Annotated in this window: 12 protein-coding genes; 9 read left to right on the top strand and 3 right to left on the bottom strand. The window is 44.9% G+C overall.

Annotation, left to right across the window (positions count from 1 at the left end; genetic code table 11):
- Window positions 1-36: 36 nt before the first annotated feature.
- The gene (locus tag IM792_RS02555) at window positions 37-2454 is read left to right on the top strand and encodes a TonB-dependent receptor (RefSeq protein ID WP_194100099.1); all 2418 of its coding nucleotides are present in this window, start codon (window positions 37-39) and stop codon (window positions 2452-2454) included.
- Between the two features lie 23 nt (window positions 2455-2477).
- Window positions 2478-3062, top strand: a complete 585-nt coding sequence (locus IM792_RS02550; protein ID WP_194100098.1) for a Crp/Fnr family transcriptional regulator — start codon at window positions 2478-2480, stop codon at window positions 3060-3062.
- A gap of 72 nt (window positions 3063-3134) precedes the next feature.
- Here the strand turns inward: IM792_RS02550 and IM792_RS02545 are convergent, their stop codons facing one another.
- Both IM792_RS02545 and IM792_RS02540 read right to left on the bottom strand, forming a co-directional pair.
- Window positions 3135-4022: a helix-turn-helix transcriptional regulator gene (locus tag IM792_RS02545; protein WP_194100097.1), complete on the bottom strand. Its 888-nt coding sequence runs from the start codon at window positions 4020-4022 to the stop codon at window positions 3135-3137.
- A gap of 21 nt (window positions 4023-4043) precedes the next feature.
- Entirely contained in the window at window positions 4044-4745 is a 702-nt protein-coding gene (locus IM792_RS02540) for an SDR family oxidoreductase (protein ID WP_194100096.1), read from the bottom strand.
- A gap of 261 nt (window positions 4746-5006) precedes the next feature.
- Between IM792_RS02540 and IM792_RS02535 the strand changes: the two genes are divergently transcribed.
- The 7 genes from IM792_RS02535 to IM792_RS02505 all read left to right on the top strand — a co-directional run bounded on the left by IM792_RS02535 (window position 5007) and on the right by IM792_RS02505 (window position 15699).
- Window positions 5007-6059, top strand: a complete 1053-nt coding sequence (locus tag IM792_RS02535; protein WP_194100095.1) for an aldo/keto reductase — start codon at window positions 5007-5009, stop codon at window positions 6057-6059.
- 163 nt (window positions 6060-6222) lie between these two features.
- The gene (locus IM792_RS02530) at window positions 6223-7227 is read left to right on the top strand and encodes a hypothetical protein (protein ID WP_194100094.1); all 1005 of its coding nucleotides are present in this window, start codon (window positions 6223-6225) and stop codon (window positions 7225-7227) included.
- 145 nt (window positions 7228-7372) lie between these two features.
- Entirely contained in the window at window positions 7373-9286 is a 1914-nt protein-coding gene (locus tag IM792_RS02525; protein WP_194100093.1) for a M1 family metallopeptidase, read from the top strand.
- A gap of 348 nt (window positions 9287-9634) precedes the next feature.
- Entirely contained in the window at window positions 9635-10633 is a 999-nt protein-coding gene (locus tag IM792_RS02520; protein ID WP_194100092.1) for a glycoside hydrolase, read from the top strand.
- 27 nt (window positions 10634-10660) lie between these two features.
- The gene (locus IM792_RS02515; protein ID WP_194100091.1) at window positions 10661-12769 is read left to right on the top strand and encodes a glycoside hydrolase family 2 TIM barrel-domain containing protein; all 2109 of its coding nucleotides are present in this window, start codon (window positions 10661-10663) and stop codon (window positions 12767-12769) included.
- Entirely contained in the window at window positions 12694-13383 is a 690-nt protein-coding gene (locus tag IM792_RS02510) for a hypothetical protein (protein ID WP_194100090.1), read from the top strand. Before IM792_RS02515 ends, IM792_RS02510 begins: the two co-directional genes overlap by 76 nt.
- Window positions 13384-14448: 1065 nt before the next feature.
- Window positions 14449-15699, top strand: a complete 1251-nt coding sequence (locus IM792_RS02505; RefSeq protein ID WP_228084901.1) for a DUF2264 domain-containing protein — start codon at window positions 14449-14451, stop codon at window positions 15697-15699.
- Window positions 15700-15996: 297 nt separating this feature from the next.
- On the opposite strand, the gene galA is transcribed toward IM792_RS02505, so the two are convergent.
- Window positions 15997-18411 (bottom strand): beta-galactosidase GalA, encoded by a 2415-nt coding sequence (galA, locus tag IM792_RS02500; protein WP_194100089.1) that lies wholly within the window; start codon window positions 18409-18411, stop codon window positions 15997-15999.
- Window positions 18412-18416: the final 5 nt, after the last annotated feature.

Here is an 18416-nt window from a genome sequence, read left to right as displayed (position 1 = left end):
GATACTTTTGCTGCATCACTTTTTAAAACACATAAAATGAAATGTTTTACAACGACCAACACCCTGAACAAGAAAAATTTGACCCTTTTTATTTCAGTTTTTGGTGTCTTTATTTTTTTGGCCTCGCATGCCTTTGCTCAAACTGGTAACATACGTGGCCGCATTGCCGATGCCGGTATTGATAACCCGCTGAAAAATGCAACGGTAACGATCGCAGAAGATAGTACACTTAAAGCCACTACAGGGCCAGACGGTACCTACCGGTTAAGCAATGTGCCCGTAGGCCGCAAAACACTCATCATCACTTTTATAGGCTATGAAAGAACTACAATACCCAATGTTGACGTAAGCAGCGGTAAGGATGTGGTTGCTGATGTTAAGCTAACAGAAAAATTTAACAGCCTGGCCGAAGTGGTGATCAGTGCGGGCCCGCCAAAAGACAGGCCATTGAATAAATTGGCTGCGGTAAGCGCCAGGCAGGTAAGCCCTGAAGAGATCTCAAAATTTGCCGGCGGGCGCAGCGACGTGGCCCGTTTGGCAACGAATTTTGCCGGTGTATCTGCCCCTGATGACAGCCGCAACGACATCATCGTACGCGGCAACTCACCTACAGGTGTATTATGGCGCATTGAGGGCATACCCGTGCCCAGCCCCAATCACTTCTCAAGTCTGGGTACCACCGGTAGCCCGGTATCAGCACTTAACGTAAATGTGATGGGGAACTCCGATTTTATCACCTCGGCCTTTCCGGGCGAATATGGCAATGCCTTAGGTGGTGTTTTTGATATTGCATTCCGAAAAGGAAATAAGGATGCTTACGAATACACCCTCTCTGCCGGTGCATTTACAGGTGCCGAGGCCATGGCCGAAGGGCCATTGGGCAAGAAGGGCTCTTTCCTGGTTGCCGGGCGTTATGGCTTAGCCGGACTATTTGGCGCCGGCGGTACCACCGCCCAGCCAAACTATATGGATCTGTCCTTCAACTTCGATCTGGGAAAAACTAAGATCGGTAATTTCTCTTTGTTTGGCATAGCAGCCAGTTCCAACATAGATTTCAGGGGCGATGGTATTGACGAGTCCGATCTGTTTGCTGCAAAAGATGAGAATACGGATGTAAAATCCCAGTTTGGCGTGCTTGGTTTAAAGCACCAGATATCTATCAATGATCATTCCTCCATCAAAACCACCATCGGCGGTTCATCCAGTACCGAAAAAGTAGATCGTGAACGCATTTTTAATTACAACACGGCGCAGCACAATACGTTGCCTTTTACCAACATTGATAATAACGAAAGGCGCATTACCCTTTCGTCGGTTTATAATGCCCGTTATAATAACCGCTTTACGTTGCGGGGTGGTATCTTGTTAGAGCAGTACCGGTTGCGCGCTGAGCTCACTACCCGCGAACGGCAGGGGGACGCTAATGGTGACAGCTATCCTGATTATATTAACCTGATTAATAGCGATAACAACTATACTGTTTTTCAACCTTATGTGCAGGGACATTACCGGCTGCTGGAAAGCCTGACACTAAATGCCGGTTTGCATGGGCAGTACTTTTCATTAAACAAGGCTTTTGTGGCCGAGCCGCGTGCCTCACTCAGCTGGAAAGTGGCTCCCGCACACAGTATTTCATTTGGTTACGGCCTGCACCATCAAAATGTTCCCGCACCTATATTATTCCTTAACCAGTACGTAAACGGAAGCCCGGTGCAAAGCAACAAAAACCTCGATCTGGCACAGAGCAACCACTATGTGCTTGGATATGATGTGCGCCCGGCCAGCGGCTGGCGTACCAAAATTGAAGCCTACTACCAAAGCATCAGCAAGGCAGCGGTTGAAGCCACCCCAAGCAGTTATTCTTCGCTTACCGAAGGTGCAACCTTTGGCTTCAGTATAGATAAGTTTGGTTTGGTTAGCAAAGGCACTGGCCGCAACACAGGCGTTGAGCTAACCATAGAGAAGTTTTTATCGAACGGCTGGTACGGCCTTACAACGGCTTCGGTATTTGAAGCGAAATATAAAGGAAGTGACGGCATCGAACGTAACTCTCCTTTTAATAATGGGTACGTAGTGAACGTACTTTCCGGAAAAGAGTTTAAGGTAGGTAGCGGCCGGAATGTATTTTTTGCCGATACACGACTTAGCACGGCTGGTGGCCGCTATTATACACCGGTAGACCTGGCAGCCAGCCGCACGGCCGGTTATGAGATATTGCAGGATAATAATGCCTTCAGCAGACAATACGACGCTTACTTTCGTATGGATATAAAACTGGGGATGAAACTGAACAGCAGCCGTAAAAAAATATCGCACCAGTTTTATATTGATCTGCAAAACGTAACCAATAAAAAGAATGTATTTGTACGTCGATATAATCGCCTTACCAATAATGTGGATCAGGCAGATCAGATAGGCTTGTTCCCCGACTTTGGTTACAAATTGCAGTTTTAAACCTTAATCATAATTTTGAGCTTATGGAAGATCAGGAAATAAGAGAATCTTTAAGGGCATTCACAAACTTCATGTCGCCCGTAAGTGAAGAAGAATTTAATGAATATGCTAATTTATTCCGCGTAGTAAAGGTGAAAAAATGGGATCACCTTTACCGGGAGGGAGAGCCCATAAAAAGTTTATATTTCCTGCACTCGGGTGCGCTGCGTTGCTACTATATGAATGATGGAGAGGAACATACGTCTAACTTTTTCTTCAATCCATACATGCTCGCCGATCTGGATTCTGTAAGAGATAGTTCGCCCGGACTTTCGAATGCCCAGGCAATGAAAGATTCGGTATGTTTCGAGGCTGATTTTTTCGAGGTAGAAAAATTGGCATTTAAATACCCTAACCTGCTAAAGGGCTTTTTTCTTATTTACGAAGCTTCATTGCGCGCAAGTATTAAACGGCAGGTTTCATTTATTTATGATACGCCTAAGCAACGCTACCTCAACCTTTTTACCGAGCATCCTAATATTATCGCGGAGATACCCCAGCATCACATTGCTTCTTACCTGGGCATTAAGCCCGAAACTTTAAGCCGGATAAGGAAAAAGATATTTTAGAATTGTTAAGGTATACCATGAAAATAAAGGTTTTAATGAACTCCTTTATTCTCATGGTAATTTTGAAGTTAGTCAATGGTAATTACGAAAATGCTTCGGCGTTAAAACCTCATTCTTTTTGAAAAAGTTAATGAAGTGAGGCAACTCTTCAAATCCCAGGCACCAGCTTATTTCCGAGATATTCCAATCGGTATGTTGCAAAAGTATTCGTGCTTCCTGCATTAATCTTGCTGCGATGAGTTGCGATGTGGTTTGCCCTGTCACTTTTTTCAAGGAATGGTTAAGGTGATTGATGTGTACAGAAAGATGGTCGGCATATTTTGCAGGAAACCTTAGCCGTATACGCTGACCCGGCGATTCAATAGGGAATTGCCGTTCCAGCAGTTCGGTAAACAGAGCCGCAACCCTTAACGATCCATTCGATTCAGAGTTTGGCCGGCTCTCTGCAGGTTGCATTTTAAGTCCCTTATAGATCAGGTCAAGCGTAAGGTTGCGTAGAATATCATATTTGTATACGAAGTCCGTATCAATTTCTTCCTGCATACGCTGAAATATGCTGCTGATCTCACTCACCTGCGCGGCAGATAGCTCAAATAAGGCATTGGCGCCAGGTTTAAAGACCGGGTATTGCTTCACCTGATGGTGCTCGTCAAAAAAAGCTTCTGTGAATATGCAGAAAAACCCCGTTTGTTCATTACCTAAATGCTCCCATGAATACGGCACATATGGGTTTGAAAAAAGCAAGGCGCTCTGTTTAAATTCCAGGTCCTTATCGGCGTAAAATAAACGCGTATGCCCGTTAAGCAGGCTGATCTTATAAAACCCTTTCCGGTTATATGGCTGGCAATTAATATAATTGCCGGGTGTATTACGTATTGTAAAAACATTGAAATGGCCCATCTCCCTCTGCAAATGATCGGGCATCCAGGCATGTTTTTCAAGTTCTGCTAAAGCTCCCATAATCCTTTATTTAATTTTTACTCACCATGGATTGGTGGCCCACACCGACGCATCCGGTATAAAGCCAACATCATTCATGCCCAGCATGGTTACCACTACATGTGCCACATCTGAGGCCTTCAATTTCCGTTCTTCATTCTGAACCTCCATTCCCGCTTTGGCAATAAAATCAGTAATTACTTCGCTTGGGTTAATTTGCATCACCCTGATGTTATGCGGACGTAACTCGGCGCGCCAACATTCTGTAAGTCCGGATACTGCAAATTTGCTGGCCACATAGGCAGAGCCATTTGCATAACCCCTAAGAGAGGCCGTTGACCCTATATTAATGATGTTGCCATGCTTTTGCGCGATAAAATGTTTTGCAGCTTCTTTACCTGCCAAAAACAGGCCTTTTACATTTGTTTCCCAAGCCTGTTGAAAGTCTTCTTCGGTAGTATCTGTCAGGGAAGCAAACCGGCCGATCCCGGCGTTATTAATGAGTACACTGACAGCGCCCATTTTCTGCATGGCAAAACTGAACAGATTTGCTATTTCTGTTTCGTTACTTACATCCGCTACAATGCCATAAACATTAAGTTCATCAGCGGCTTTAATTACCTTTTCGGTATCTCTGCCGCAAATAACTACTTCGGCTCCTAAGCTGCGAAGTGCTTTTGCTGTTTCATAACCTATTCCACCGGTTGCTCCGGTTACAATTACTTTAGCTTCGTTTATATTCATGTTCTTAATTTATATACTATATAGTTGAACAACCTTTACATCAGGATTTGAACCTATGCATGTCACCTACAAAAGTAAAAACGCCATAACTGTCATCACCTGCACAAATCAAACCGAAAGTTGCGAATACGAAACACCTTAGACTTTTTGTCTGTATTCTCACAGGGTTTGATTTTTGCAGTTTATGGTTTGATTACCGCAGCTTGAGTTTTTTTCACCCACCTTAACTTTGAGTTATTATTTATTACTCAAAAAAATAAAATGGAATACAAAACATTAGGGAACACAGGGCTGCTGGTATCGCGGCTTTGTTTGGGCACCATGACCATGGGACCGGGTACGGGTATTTATGAACATATTGGCAACGTTGGCCAAACCGATGCCGACCAGCTGATCAAAAATTCATTTGATGCAGGCATTAACTTTTTTGACACCGCGGATGTGTACTCTGCAGGTGAAAGCGAGCGGACACTCGGTCAGGCTTTCAAAAATCTGAATATAGCCAGAAAAGACGTCGTTATTGCTACAAAGGTTTATTCCCGTATGGGGCCCGGCCGGAATGATGTAGGTGCATCACGAAAGCATATCATGGATGGTATTGAAGCCAGCTTAAAAAACCTGCAAACAGATCACATAGACCTATACCAGATCCACGCGAACGATATCCTTACGCCGACCGAGGAGATCCTGCGTTCATTGGATGACCTGGTTCGTTCCGGTAAAGTACGTTATATAGGCTGCTCAAACTGGCAGGCCTGGAAAATTGCAAAAGCACTGGGGATATCTTCCGCAAAAAACCTGGCCCGGTTTGATTCGCTGCAAGCCTATTATTCCATCGCCGGCAGAGATCTGGAGCGCGAGATCGTTCCATTGCTGGAAGATGAAAAAATGGGTCTGATGGTTTGGAGTCCGCTGGCAGGTGGCTTACTTTCAGGCAAGTTCAGCAGGGAGAACCAAAATCCCGAAAACTCCAGAAGGTCGGGCTTTGATTTTCCTATCGTTGATAAGGAAAGAGCCTGGAATATATTAGATGTTATTGCTCCAATCGCAAAAGCACATAATTGCAGCGCTGCCCGTGTCGCGCTGGCGTGGTTGTTATCAAAAAAGGTGGTTACAGCTATAGTTATAGGTGCAAAACGTAACGAGCAACTGCAGGATAATCTTGCGGCTATTGAATTACAGTTATCTGAAGCTGAGATCAGACAACTGGATGAGGTGAGCACCTTGCCGCCTGAATATCCGGGATGGATGATAGATACCCAGGGTGCTGACCGTCTTGGTGAGGTAAACTTATGGGAAGGACGTTCGTCTTAAAATTTTGTAGCAGTATGCTTCAACAGCTAAGCAAACATTTTTTAAGTAAGATGTTTCTGATGCTTCTTGTATCTGTTCATCTTTAAAAAAACAATAAGCGAACAATGCTCATTCGGCCGGTGTTGAGGTCGGATGAGCTTTTATCTATGATCAATCTAACGATATGGAAATTAAGAAAAAACGCATTTTAATTGCCGGCGGTTACGGATTAGTAGGAAGTAACGCCGCCCGCCTCATCAGAAAGCATTATAAGGATGTTGAACTTATCCTGGCGGGCAGAACTCCGCAGCATGGAGAACAGTTAGCCCGGGAGCTGGGAAATGCAAAAACCGCCCATCTTGATCTAAAAGCAAGGTTTAAAAAGGAACAATATGGCGCTATCGATCTGGTCATTGCAGCAACAGAGGATCGTAGCAACGTATTGCAGGAGGCAGCCATTTTAAATGGATTTGCCTGCATCACGATAACTGAGATGGCTGAAGATATTTCACCGATATTATGTCGATCACTACATAAAGCTTTCCCGGCACCTATCGTATTAGCGAGCCATTGGCAGGCAGGAATAATAACATTGGTAGCCAAACAGGTTTCGACAAAGTTTAGCGAGATAACCCGAATAGAAACTGCAGGCTTGTATGACGAGCGGGATCCCATCGGACCAATGGTGGCAAAGCAGGTCAAAAATTTTGTTGGTAACGCCTTATTATGTGATCAGGGAAAGTGGTTGTTTGTTGATGCTAAAGAAAACCCGAGGCTTTTTCTTTTAAAGGACGGCACGCAAGTTACCGGTTACCCAATGGGTACTCTGGATGTACCGAGTTTAGCTGCCATCACCAATTCTCCGAATGTGCGTTTCGATTTTGCCACAGGTGAATCTATAGGTAGTCATAACGGTCTTGCCGCATCGCATGATCTGTATATAGATATAGAAGGCGTTTTGTTATCCGGAGAGAAAGGCAAATTACGTACGATCATTTCCGACCCCAAGGGTTACGGCCACCTCACCGCCGTCGGTATTTTTCTGATAACTGAAAGAATACTCGGTTTAGGTGATCGTCTCGGCATCCCGGCAGGCGGTCTTTATCTTCCCGAAACCATCTTGCCTTCGGATAATATAATAACCCGCATGGAAGAATTTGGGATCACCGCTATAATAGAGGTGTTGTAACGACGCGGTTACTATTGCCAGTTTATAATACCATATACTTAATCCAAACCTAAATCTTTGATCAAATTGCATTATAGAATAATAACGGGTTACAATACATTTGCACGCGGAACTGTCAATAATCCATGGCCCCTAACTATATCTCATGAACTCAGAATCGTCTTCATTCAAAGCATCTAATATTTACTTCAAATCATTTTCTATACTGCTCTTATTCATTACTTTTTACGGCCACGTTTGTCTCGGGCAAATGTTGCCTTTAGACCGAAATACGCAAAAGGGGGTAAAAAAGGGAACACGGACCACAACAGGTGTCCCGGGTAAAAACTATTGGCAAAACTCGGCTGATTATAAGCTTGATATTCATTTCGATCCTAAAACCCTCGAACTGACCGGGGAAGCGGAGATTGTATACATCAATAATAGTCCAGATACGCTTTCCATGATGCTGTTTAAGCTATACCCTAATTTATATAAAACTAATGCTATGAGGAATACGGTAGTAGCAGGTTCAGACTTGGGTCCCGGCGTTAAGATAAGCGCTATGACCATTGATGACTCATTGATCGATAGCGCTCGCCGGCGTGTCAATGGTACCAATATGTACATCCGCGGCTTAAAGATAGCACCGGGCAAACACACCTCTATCAAGATATCCTACACTTACCGGCTCAATGCAACATCGTTTAACCGCACAGGCCAGGTAGAAAAAGGAGCCTGCTTTGTGGCTTACTGTTTTCCAAGGGTGGCTGTGTATGATGATATTGACGGCTGGAATGAATACCCTTACATGGGCAAGGAAGAGTTTTATAATGATTATGGCAGCTTTAACGTAAGCATTACTGTACCCGGCAATTACCAGGTATGGGCAACCGGTGATCTGAAAAACACGACAGAGGTATATGAACCGGCGTTTGCTGCTCGTATTGCAAAGGCAGAGTTGCAGGACAGTATTATAGATATTATCAGCAGTGCTGATATTGAACGCGGGCATATCACTAAAGACCGTAAACTCAATACCTGGAAATTTAAAGTAACCAATGTAACCGATTTTGCCTTTGCGGTTAGCGATCATTACGTTTGGAAATCATCAAGCCTAAAGGTTGATGCAAGCACCGGGCGGCGAGCCCGTGTTGACGCCGTATTCAACCCAAAACACCATACCTATCTTCCGGTAACTAGGTATATCAGGCAAACCGTGCAGCAAATGAGTTATCATTTTCCGGGCGTACCTTTTCCATATGCGCACATGACCATTTTTGATGGTTTAGATGCGATGGAGTATCCGATGATGGTTAATAACATGCCTTTTGAAGACCCAAAGGATGTGGTGGAATTTACCGCGCACGAAGTTTTTCATACACTCTTTCCATTTTACGTAGGCACAAACGAAACCAAGTATTCTTTTATGGACGAAGGCTGGGCAACGATGACGGAATTTCTGTTCCACCCTTTGTTGGATCCTGATGTTGAATTAAAATATGATCTGAGTTCAGTAAATGACTATGCAGGCCTTGCAGAGGATGTAGCTGTAATGACACCCACTGCCCAACTTTACGGCAAAGCGCGTTTTGCTGATAAGGACCTTAAACCTGCGCTTGCCCTTTTCTACCTCAGAGAAATGTTGGGCGAACGGAAGTTTTCGGAAGCTACACGTCACTTCATACGCTCATGGGCGGGAAAACATCCATCCCCTTTCGATTTTTTTAACAGCATGAACGCAGGGGCTGGTGTAAATCTGAATTGGTTTTGGAAGGCATGGTACTTTGAAAAGGCCATTCCCGATCTCGCTATCAGCAACGTTCAACGTTATGGTCTAAGCTATCGGATCACAGTCACTAATGTCGGCACCGCTCCTGTGCCAGTTCATTTAACAGTGCTTTTAAAAAGTGGCCGAAAGCTCAATATAACAAGAACGGCGGAGATATGGTCACAGAACCGTGTTAAGTTCGTCGTACCATTCAAAGCCACCGAGGAGGTGGAAAGGATATCCCTTGGTAATGATTTCGATGCGGATGTCAATCCGCAAAACAACAACTGGAGCAATCTCGGCCGATAACCGGCAAAAAAGCAACCAGACTAAAAGTTTGATGACACTTTTCTCTAAACATCAGTCACTCGGCCAGGACTTCTTCTAAATTTAGTCACTATATTCCAAATCATTGATCCGCTGGTTGAAATACTTATAAATGGGCAGGTATATCTCAAAAAAATGCAAAGGCCATCTTTTACTTAAGATGGCCTTACAAAACTTAATTGCTAAAACCATTCGCTACATCAATGGAAACAGCGTGGCTGATCGCATCGTTGTAGCTGCTTGCCGTATTCGGATCGTAAGTGGAATCGAAAGTTGCTTTACATACCCTGGTAGAAGCGGTACAAGGCGCAGACAAATTTCCTGGTCAGTGTGGCTAAACATTTTGCGTCCTCCGGAACCCCTTTCAATTACCTCAGCCCATTCAACGAGCCGCAATGGAACTGGGGCGAAAAGCCGAGCCAGGAAGGTACCGGTGCAACCAATGCAGAGATCGCTGCATTCATCCGGCTGTTAGGCCCAAAAATAAAAGCAGCAGGTTTAGCAACAACGATTGCCCTGGGCGAAGCGAACCAGTGGAACTCACTTGATGGCAATAACAGCGACGGCCGGGGTGATCAGATCAACCAATTCTTCAACGCTAATTCGGCCAATTACGTCGGCAGCGTTCCGTCGATGGAGTATTTGATCTCGGCGCATAGCTATTTCACCACCTGTCCTAATAATGACCTGATCACCTATCGCACCAACGCCTTTAACAAAAAAAACGCGGTAGATCCATCGTTACAAATGTGGCAATCGGAGTTTGGCATCCTGGGAGACATTTGCGGGCAACTCAGTGGGTATCCCAAAAACACAGGCATAGATTATGGCTTATACGTAGCCAAGGTTATCCATCATGACCTGACCATCGCCAATGTGACCTCCTGGCAGTGGTGGTTGGCGGTAGATACCTACAACTACAGTGACGGGCTGGTATATATTAACGATCCTGCAGGCGGCTATGATTTGGCCGCGATGAAGACAGATGGTATTGTCAGCGATTCTAAGCAACTATGGTGCCTCGGAAATTATTCGCGCTTTATCAGACCCGGTATGATGCGAGTAAATGCATCGCTAAGTGATGTTAACGATCCGGCTGCCGCTGCCGATTCATTTATGGTATCTGCCTATAAGGACGCCGGTAAAAAGCAGTTTGCGGTCGTGCTGATCAACATGACGGGCAACAGCAAAACCTATCAATTTGATATAACTAATTTCAAACCCGGTCAGGATATGATATCTTACACAACCAGCGCTTCGAAGAGCCTGCAAAAGAAGGTAAGCAACACTATGATATCGTTTTGGAAGGCAAGTCAGTTACGACGATAACGGGTAGCTATCAATAAAATATAACTCATGAAAAAAGCACTTTTGCTGGCTATGCTATTGTCAGCCTGTTTTTATACCCATGCGCAGCGTGCTCCCGTTTCCCTGGCCGGTAGCTGGACGAGCAAGTTGGACTCTACAGACCGGGGGGTCGCCGGCAAGTGGTTCAATCAGCGATTCACCCGGGTGATCAAGCTTCCGGGAACACTGGATGACGTGCATATTGGTGAACCGGTAAATACGGATACGAGTGTGTTGTCCAAAGACATCATGCTCCGCCTTTCGCGCCGGGTCAGGTATACAGGTCCGGTCTGGTATCAAAGATCGATAACTATCGGCAAAGGAATGGCAAATGCGCAGCTACTGCTCGAACGGGTGATATGGAAAACAAACTGCTGGATTGACGGCAAGCCAGCCGGTTCGGCCGAAAGCCTGATCGCCCCGCAGCATTTCTCCTTGGGCAAACTATCGCCGGGAAAACATGTGATCACGCTAAGGATTGATAACAGAAAACAGCACGATATCAGTTTTAATGATTTTGCGCATGCATATACCGACGGTACGCAGATCATCTGGAACGGTGTCATCGGCCGCATGGAAATCAGCGATAAAGGTTATGCAACCTTCGCACAGATCGACGTTACAGCTTCACTTACTGGCAAAACAGCTACGGCGGCCATACAACTGGCCTCCCGTCCGCCCGGTGATCTTTATTTACAGCACAGGATCTTTCTGGCAGGTAAAACGGTTAAATCATCTCCAAGAGTTCCGTTAAGATCCGGAACCGTACAGCAGGCCAAGGTTAATCTGCCCCAGGTAAAGGAATGGGATGAGTTTAACCCCAATGTTTATACGTGGACGTTCGAGGTGACCGACCGTGACGGCAAAGTATTGGATAGCAGGACAGAGCAATTTGGCTTCAGAACACTTGCCGCGCAAGGTAGCAACCTGAATATCAACGGACGTCCGCTATTTTTGCGAGGAACGCTGGAATGCAACATTTTCCCAATACAAGGCCATCCGCCCATGGAACGTGCAGGTTGGCTAAAAGTCTTCATCGCAGCAAAACAATACGGTCTAAATCACTTACGCTTCCACTCTTGGTGCCCACCGGAGGCCGCCTTCAGGGTTGCAGATTCATTGGGCATTTACCTGCATGTGGAGCTTCCGCTTTGGTCGTTTAAGGTGGGTGAAGATACCGCTACCCTTCGGTATCTGGAGGATGAGGCACAGCAGATGATCAAGAATTATGGTAATCACCCGTCTTTCTGTTTTTGGAGCATGGGAAACGAACTGGAAGGCGATTTTGCTTGGTTAGGGAATCTGGTTAAAAAACTAAAGCAACAAGATAATCGCCACCTTTATACAACCACCACCTTCAGCTTTCAGAAAGGTCATGGCAAATTGCCGGAACCTGCGGATGACTTTTTTATCACCCAGTATACCGATAAGGGCTGGGTACGCGGACAAGGTATCTTCAATACGAACCCGCCCGACTTTAAGACAGACTATGGTAAAGCAGTTTCTGGCACTACCGTCCCGCTGGTAATCCATGAGGTCGGTCAATATTCCGTATACCCTGATCTGAAGGAGATCGAAAAATATACCGGAGTGCTGGTACCAGCCAATTTTTCAGCGGTCCGTCATGATCTGCGCAAAAAGGGAATGCTTGGATTAGCTGCCCCCTATCTGAAAGCCAGCGGTAAGTTGTCGGCTAATTTATATAAGGAGGAGATCGAGCGAGCACTGAAAACACCAGGTGTTGGCGGGTTTCAATTGTTGGACCTGCATGACTTTCCGGGACAGGGCACTGCATTAGTAGGTATACTGAACGCTTTTTGGGAGAGTAAAGGCATCATCCAACCAGAAGCCTTCCGTCAGTTTTGCGGACCGGTCGTTCCGCTGCTCCGCTTTGACAAAGCCAGTTATACTAATACTGAACCCTTTGAAGCGACCGCTGAGATCGCTAACTACCTGAACAAGGCACTAAAGGATGAACTATTATGGACGATTCCACTCAGGACAACAAAACGCTTTTTAAGGGAACCCTTGGTACTAAAGAATTGCCCGGAGGAAATGGCCGCTCGCTTGGCAAATTTATCGTACCACTGCGTAGCATACACCGTGCACAAGAACTAACCGTAACTTTAAAGTTGGCCAAATCGGGGTACCGCAACCAGCGGAAGATATGGGTTTACCCTGTTCAACCGGAAACGAATGTAGCTGACGTAGAATTTACCACTGCCGTTGATTCAGCGGTGCAATTACTCAGGGCCGGTAAGACCGTTGTGTTAAACCCCGATACCGCTCATATAAAAGGCATCGACGGCTGGTTCGCGCCGGTGTTCTGGAGCTCAGTACACTTTCCGGATCAGCCCGGCAGTATTGGTCTGCTAATCAACGATCAGCATCCGGCGCTGACGGACTTTCCGACCAGTACTTACAGCGACTGGCAGTGGTGGGATCTTGTAACCCGATCACGCTCCGTACAGTTCGACGGATCTGTTACCCGGCAGGACCCTATTGTGCGGGTGATAGATAACTTTTTTCGAAACCGGCACCTTGGTTTACTGATGGAGTTCAGAACGGGTAATGGCAAGCTATTACTTTGCACTATGGACATTCAGCATGATTTGGATAACCGTCCGGCAGCAAGACAGTTGAAACGCAGCCTCATCCAATACGCAGGTTCCGAAAAATTCCGGCCGTCCCAGGAAATTACTATGGAAGAGTTAATAAAGTTTTTTAAATAGCCTGGTTGTTTTATTCATAAGTTACCTGTAAAAGATTTAGCCGATTACCGGGCATGCAGTCCGGTAACATTTTGAACTCAGTTTACATAAAGCTAATTTGCATTATTGTATCGATTACAACCTGCACTTGCCGGCGTACATTGGTATGTCGGCAAGTGCCATAAAGTGTCCACCAGGCTCATCGAGGCTATGACCATTCGATTCACGCGTCAAATGTCGCAAACACAATTGCTCACATACAGCGATCCGCGCCACAGCCAAGGCAGTTCTTTTCAGAAGGCAGACACTGCATTATGTCAATTACAAAGGTGGCAGTAAGCAGTACCCGATTCTATATATGCAGGGCCTATGAAGAACTGGAAACATAAAAAGGGCCAAACTCTTTATATATCCTGCTCATTTAAGTTTTTATTACGTAATACTTCAATTGCAGAACCCGCTATCAAGCCGCCAATCACATACGAGGCTACGGTAAATATTTAGTTTACAGGTGCAGGTTACAGTGCGCCATTTTAAAGCTTGCAGTTTGTTCAGTGTTAAAGCCGCTACCCCGCCAGTAATCTGTTCGCCGTGCCAATTAATGGCAGATACTCCATTTTGTGTAGCCAGTCAGGCTATAGTAAAAAGCATTACTCAATAAGTCTGCGGCAAGCATCGTAAAGAATAAGTCTTGGCGAAACGGTGATTAAAACCATATTTTTTTTGACAAAGCTTCTTTATTAGCCAGAGTAAGACAGGGCGCCCCATGATCCGGTTCTTTTACTAAACGGTTGGTGTTATTTGAGAGCAACGGAGCTGGTAATGCCACCAATGATATTATTGCCGCGTTTCATCATATAGTATCAGCCTTTTTAACAATTTATCGTAACGATCATTCTAAGAAATCATTAGTCATACCATGTCAATCTCTCAAATTTGTCGCTATGTACCCAAGCTTACCTTTTGCCTTTATTTGTTTATGGATCTTTACATAGAAGTCATAGTAAGCCGTGTGTGTTACTTGTTCAACGAACTGTCTGACGTGCTAACAAAAAATAAACTATTTTTAAGCCTTAACAACTAATAATGATTAAGCGTTTATCAGGTATCGGTTTGCTATTGAGTTTGGTTTTTCAATGTTTGCCCATTATGGCGGTGCGTGGAGCGACTGTATCAGCTACAGACACGGGAGGCATAGCCCAGCGTAAGTTTTTAGTGCAAACACTAACCAAAATAGCCAACCCGGTACTTAACGCGCTTAGTAAAAATAAACTGCACGCCCTGATGCCGGTTGAGGCTAAAAGCACAGGGCGTGCGGAGTTTTCGCACCTGGAAGCTTTTGCCCGTTTGATGGCCGGTATGGCACCCTGGTTGGAGCTGGGACCCGATGACACACCGGAGGGGCGCTTGCGTGAGAAATATATTAAACTATCATTAGCCGGTATCCACAATGCTACCAACCCGCAGGCGGCAGACTTTATGAATTTTAATAAAGGCGGTCAGGCGCTGGTTGATGCTGCCTTTTTGGCCCAGGCATTATTGCGCTCGCCAAACCAACTTTGGGGTAGGCTGGATACCCGTACCAAAACCAATGTAATTACAGCCCTTAAATCAACCCGCGTTATAACACCGGGTTATAGCAATTGGCTGTTGTTTAGTGCCGAGATTGAGGCTGCATTATTAAAGTTTACTGGTGAGTGCGATGGTATGCGAATTGATTACGCGCTCAGATCACACGAGTTGTGGTACAAAGGCGATGGTGCTTATGGCGATGGCCCGGCCTTTCATTGGGATTATTACAACAGTTTTGTGATACAACCCATGTTGCTTGAAGTAACTCAGGTTTTGGCAGATAATGACAAAACCAATGCCCGCCACGCTAACTACCAACATATATTAAAACGGGCGCAGCGATATTCCGCTATTCAGGAACGATTGATATCACCGGAGGGAACTTACCCGCCCATAGGCAGATCGCTGGCTTATCGCTTTGGTGCATTTCAATTATTGGCTAAGGTTGCACAGCTTGGTGCGTTACCCGCTGATATAAAACCTGCACAGGTAAGATCGGCCTTATACACCGTTATCAGGCGACAAATAGAAGCCCCGGGCACTTTTGATAATAAGGGATGGTTGCAAATAGGCTTATATGGCCATCAGGCTGATATTGGTGAGGGATACATTTCAACAGGGAGTTTATACCTGTGTTCAGAAGCATTCCTGATATTGGGTTTGCCCGCTAACAATGCTTTTTGGATAGATAAGGATGCTGATTGGACAGCTAAAAAAATATGGAATGGCGAGGCTGTTCCGGCAGATCATGCTATAGAGGATTAGATCGAGATAGTACACCATTATTCGATTAATTTTGCTCTGACTTATTTAACTTAAGGTAATTACAAGTTCCAACAAATAGGCCGTTATAGCAATATGTAGATGGTGCTTTTTCTCCTACAAATAAACAATGCAATAAATAGATCGCTCACTGTAATACATATCGGATGAAAAGACTATTTACCAAATCTAACAGGATAACTTACAAATACTTTCATAATGTGAACAACCTGTAAACTCAATCGTTGCCTGAACTGTTTAGTTTTGAGATGATAAACCTTTTATATTTAACCTCCTGTTTCACTTAAGTTCAAAAACTTGTTCGCTGCTAATGAGGCGATCAGATACAGCTTTCAAAGCTGCAATTCCGGCTTGTTTGCCTGCTTGAAGTATTACCTGACAACGGCCGTTGAAGAGTCTTCGTCTCCAGACCCCATTATGTATTTTGTCATTTTCATGGCTGCTCGGGTCGCCGTTACCAACGCCAATTATGCCTACATCTCCGGTACAATTAAAATTGATCTCGTTGAAAGCGTCGGGCACCTCTGTTCCATACCTGTCTACCACAGATACATTGACAACAACCGCGTCCCGCCCATCAGCCAACAATAATTTTTTGGAAGGAGTAAGCTTTAATTTATAAGACTTACCGGTAGTTTTAATTTCGGTCAGCAACTTTTTACCATTACGATAACCCACTGCTTTGAGCGTACCTGTGCTATATGCGACGCTCCATAGTAAATGTTTGTTGCGTGGCATGTCCTTTTTTCCGAGGCTTTTACCGTTCAAAAACAATTCGACATTATCAGCATTAGAGTTTACCCAAACATCAATGTTCTGCCCTTCTTTACCATGCCAATTCCAGTGTGGAGAAATGTGAAGAACGTCCTCATCTTTCCACCAAGATTTGTAGTAATAATAAATATTTTTAGGAAATCCGCAAACGTCCATTACACCAAAATGTGAGCTGATATTGGGCCACTTATATGGCGTCGGCTCTCCTCTATAGTCAAAACCTGTCCATATAAACCCACCCAGCCAAAAATCATTTTCTGCAGCAAGAGGCCACCATTGTTCAGCCGTACTGGCCCACCATGGCGCGGTGATATCCTGATCCGGGAGATAAGCACTGACGGTATCTTTTACGTAAATGCCACGTGTGGTTACCGTACTACCCATTTCTGTACCTATTATAGGCTGCTGCGGATGGTCTTTATGATAATCGGCCACTGCAAACTGCCGATAGTTAAAGCCGCGCACCGGTATAACTTCATTAACACCTATAAATACATTAGCAAGATCAGCCGCGTAAGTGCTTGTACGTGTTGGGTCAAGTTGCTTTTGCTTTGCCAGCAGAGTTTGCGCAATACGTTTACCAAAACCGTTTATCTGCGCATACCCTTCCTCATTACCAATCGACCAGAGGAAAACACTCGGATGGTTACGGTCGCGCTTTATTAATCGCTCAAACTGATCCATATATTCCGGGCTGCTGTTCAGTAAACGTTGTTCGTCGAGCACCAACATACCCAGGCTATCACAAGCCTCAAGCAGCTCCGGCGTGGGCGCATGGTGACTTGCTCTGTACGCGTTAGATCCCATTTCCTTTAACAAGCTAATGCGATAATATTGCAAATAATCAGGCAAAGCACTGCCCAAGCCGGCGTGATCCTGATGATTATTGGTGCCTTTTATCTTTATATGCTTACCATTAAGGTAAACACCATCGGCTCTTACATCAATACTGCGGATGCCGAATCGTACATCGCGTTTATCAACCACGGTATCACCTTGCTTAACCACGGTTTCTACGTTATAAAGGTACGGCTGCTCAATTGACCACAAGACGGGCTTATTAATCAAAACTTCCTGTTTAACCGGCGCTATGTCGTTGTTATTTACGTTTAAGCGTTGCCCCGCAGTTTTAGCAACAACTTTACCCGAACGGTCTTTAACTAATGCGTAAAACGTTGCTTCGGTAGCTCGCAAACCAACATTTTCGATATTGGCCGCAATAGTTATCATCGCCGTGCCATCTGCCTGGGTAATGCTATGCACAAATGTGTCATCTGTCACATGCAAATTATCGTATGTATTCAGCCAAACTTTGCGGTACATACCTGCACCCTCGTAAAACCACCCCTCAGACTGTGTGGCATCAGCGCGAACAACCAGTATGTTATCCTTTTTAAAGTCGATGTAGTCTGTAACATCAACGGTGAAACCAACATAACCACTTTGGTTAGCGGCAATATAAAACCCGTTAAGCCAAACTTTAGCATCTCTGAAAATCCCATCAAAGGTAATACTGAAACGCTTACCTGAATCAGTTGAGGTTACACGAAATTTTTTTCGGTACCAGCCAATGCTGTTTTCAGGGAATAAACCACCAAGGGTCTTGTACCCATGGTCTTTCAAATCATCGTTATCCTTGTAAGCAAAGGGCAATTCTACAGCCCAATCATGTGGTATTTGTACTGTTCGCCATTCATCATCATTAAAATCAACCGCTATGGCTGTTTTTTCGGCCCTGCCGGTTTTTGCAAAGATGTTTGATAAACCATAGTTAAAATCTTTCTCAGCATTGGAAGCATGCCCAAGGTGAAATTTCCAACCCTCATTAAATAATTGCCGCTTGCGTGGAGATTGCGCAAAAAGTTGTATGGATACAAGAAGCAAAAACAGGCAGCCCAAGCCGCGGTACACGATATTCATTAGTT

This window comes from Mucilaginibacter sp. JRF (assembly GCF_015223065.1).
GTDB lineage: Bacteria > Bacteroidota > Bacteroidia > Sphingobacteriales > Sphingobacteriaceae > Mucilaginibacter.
Note: the sequence above shows the minus strand (reverse complement) of the source record. Positions and strands in the feature narration are given on the sequence as shown.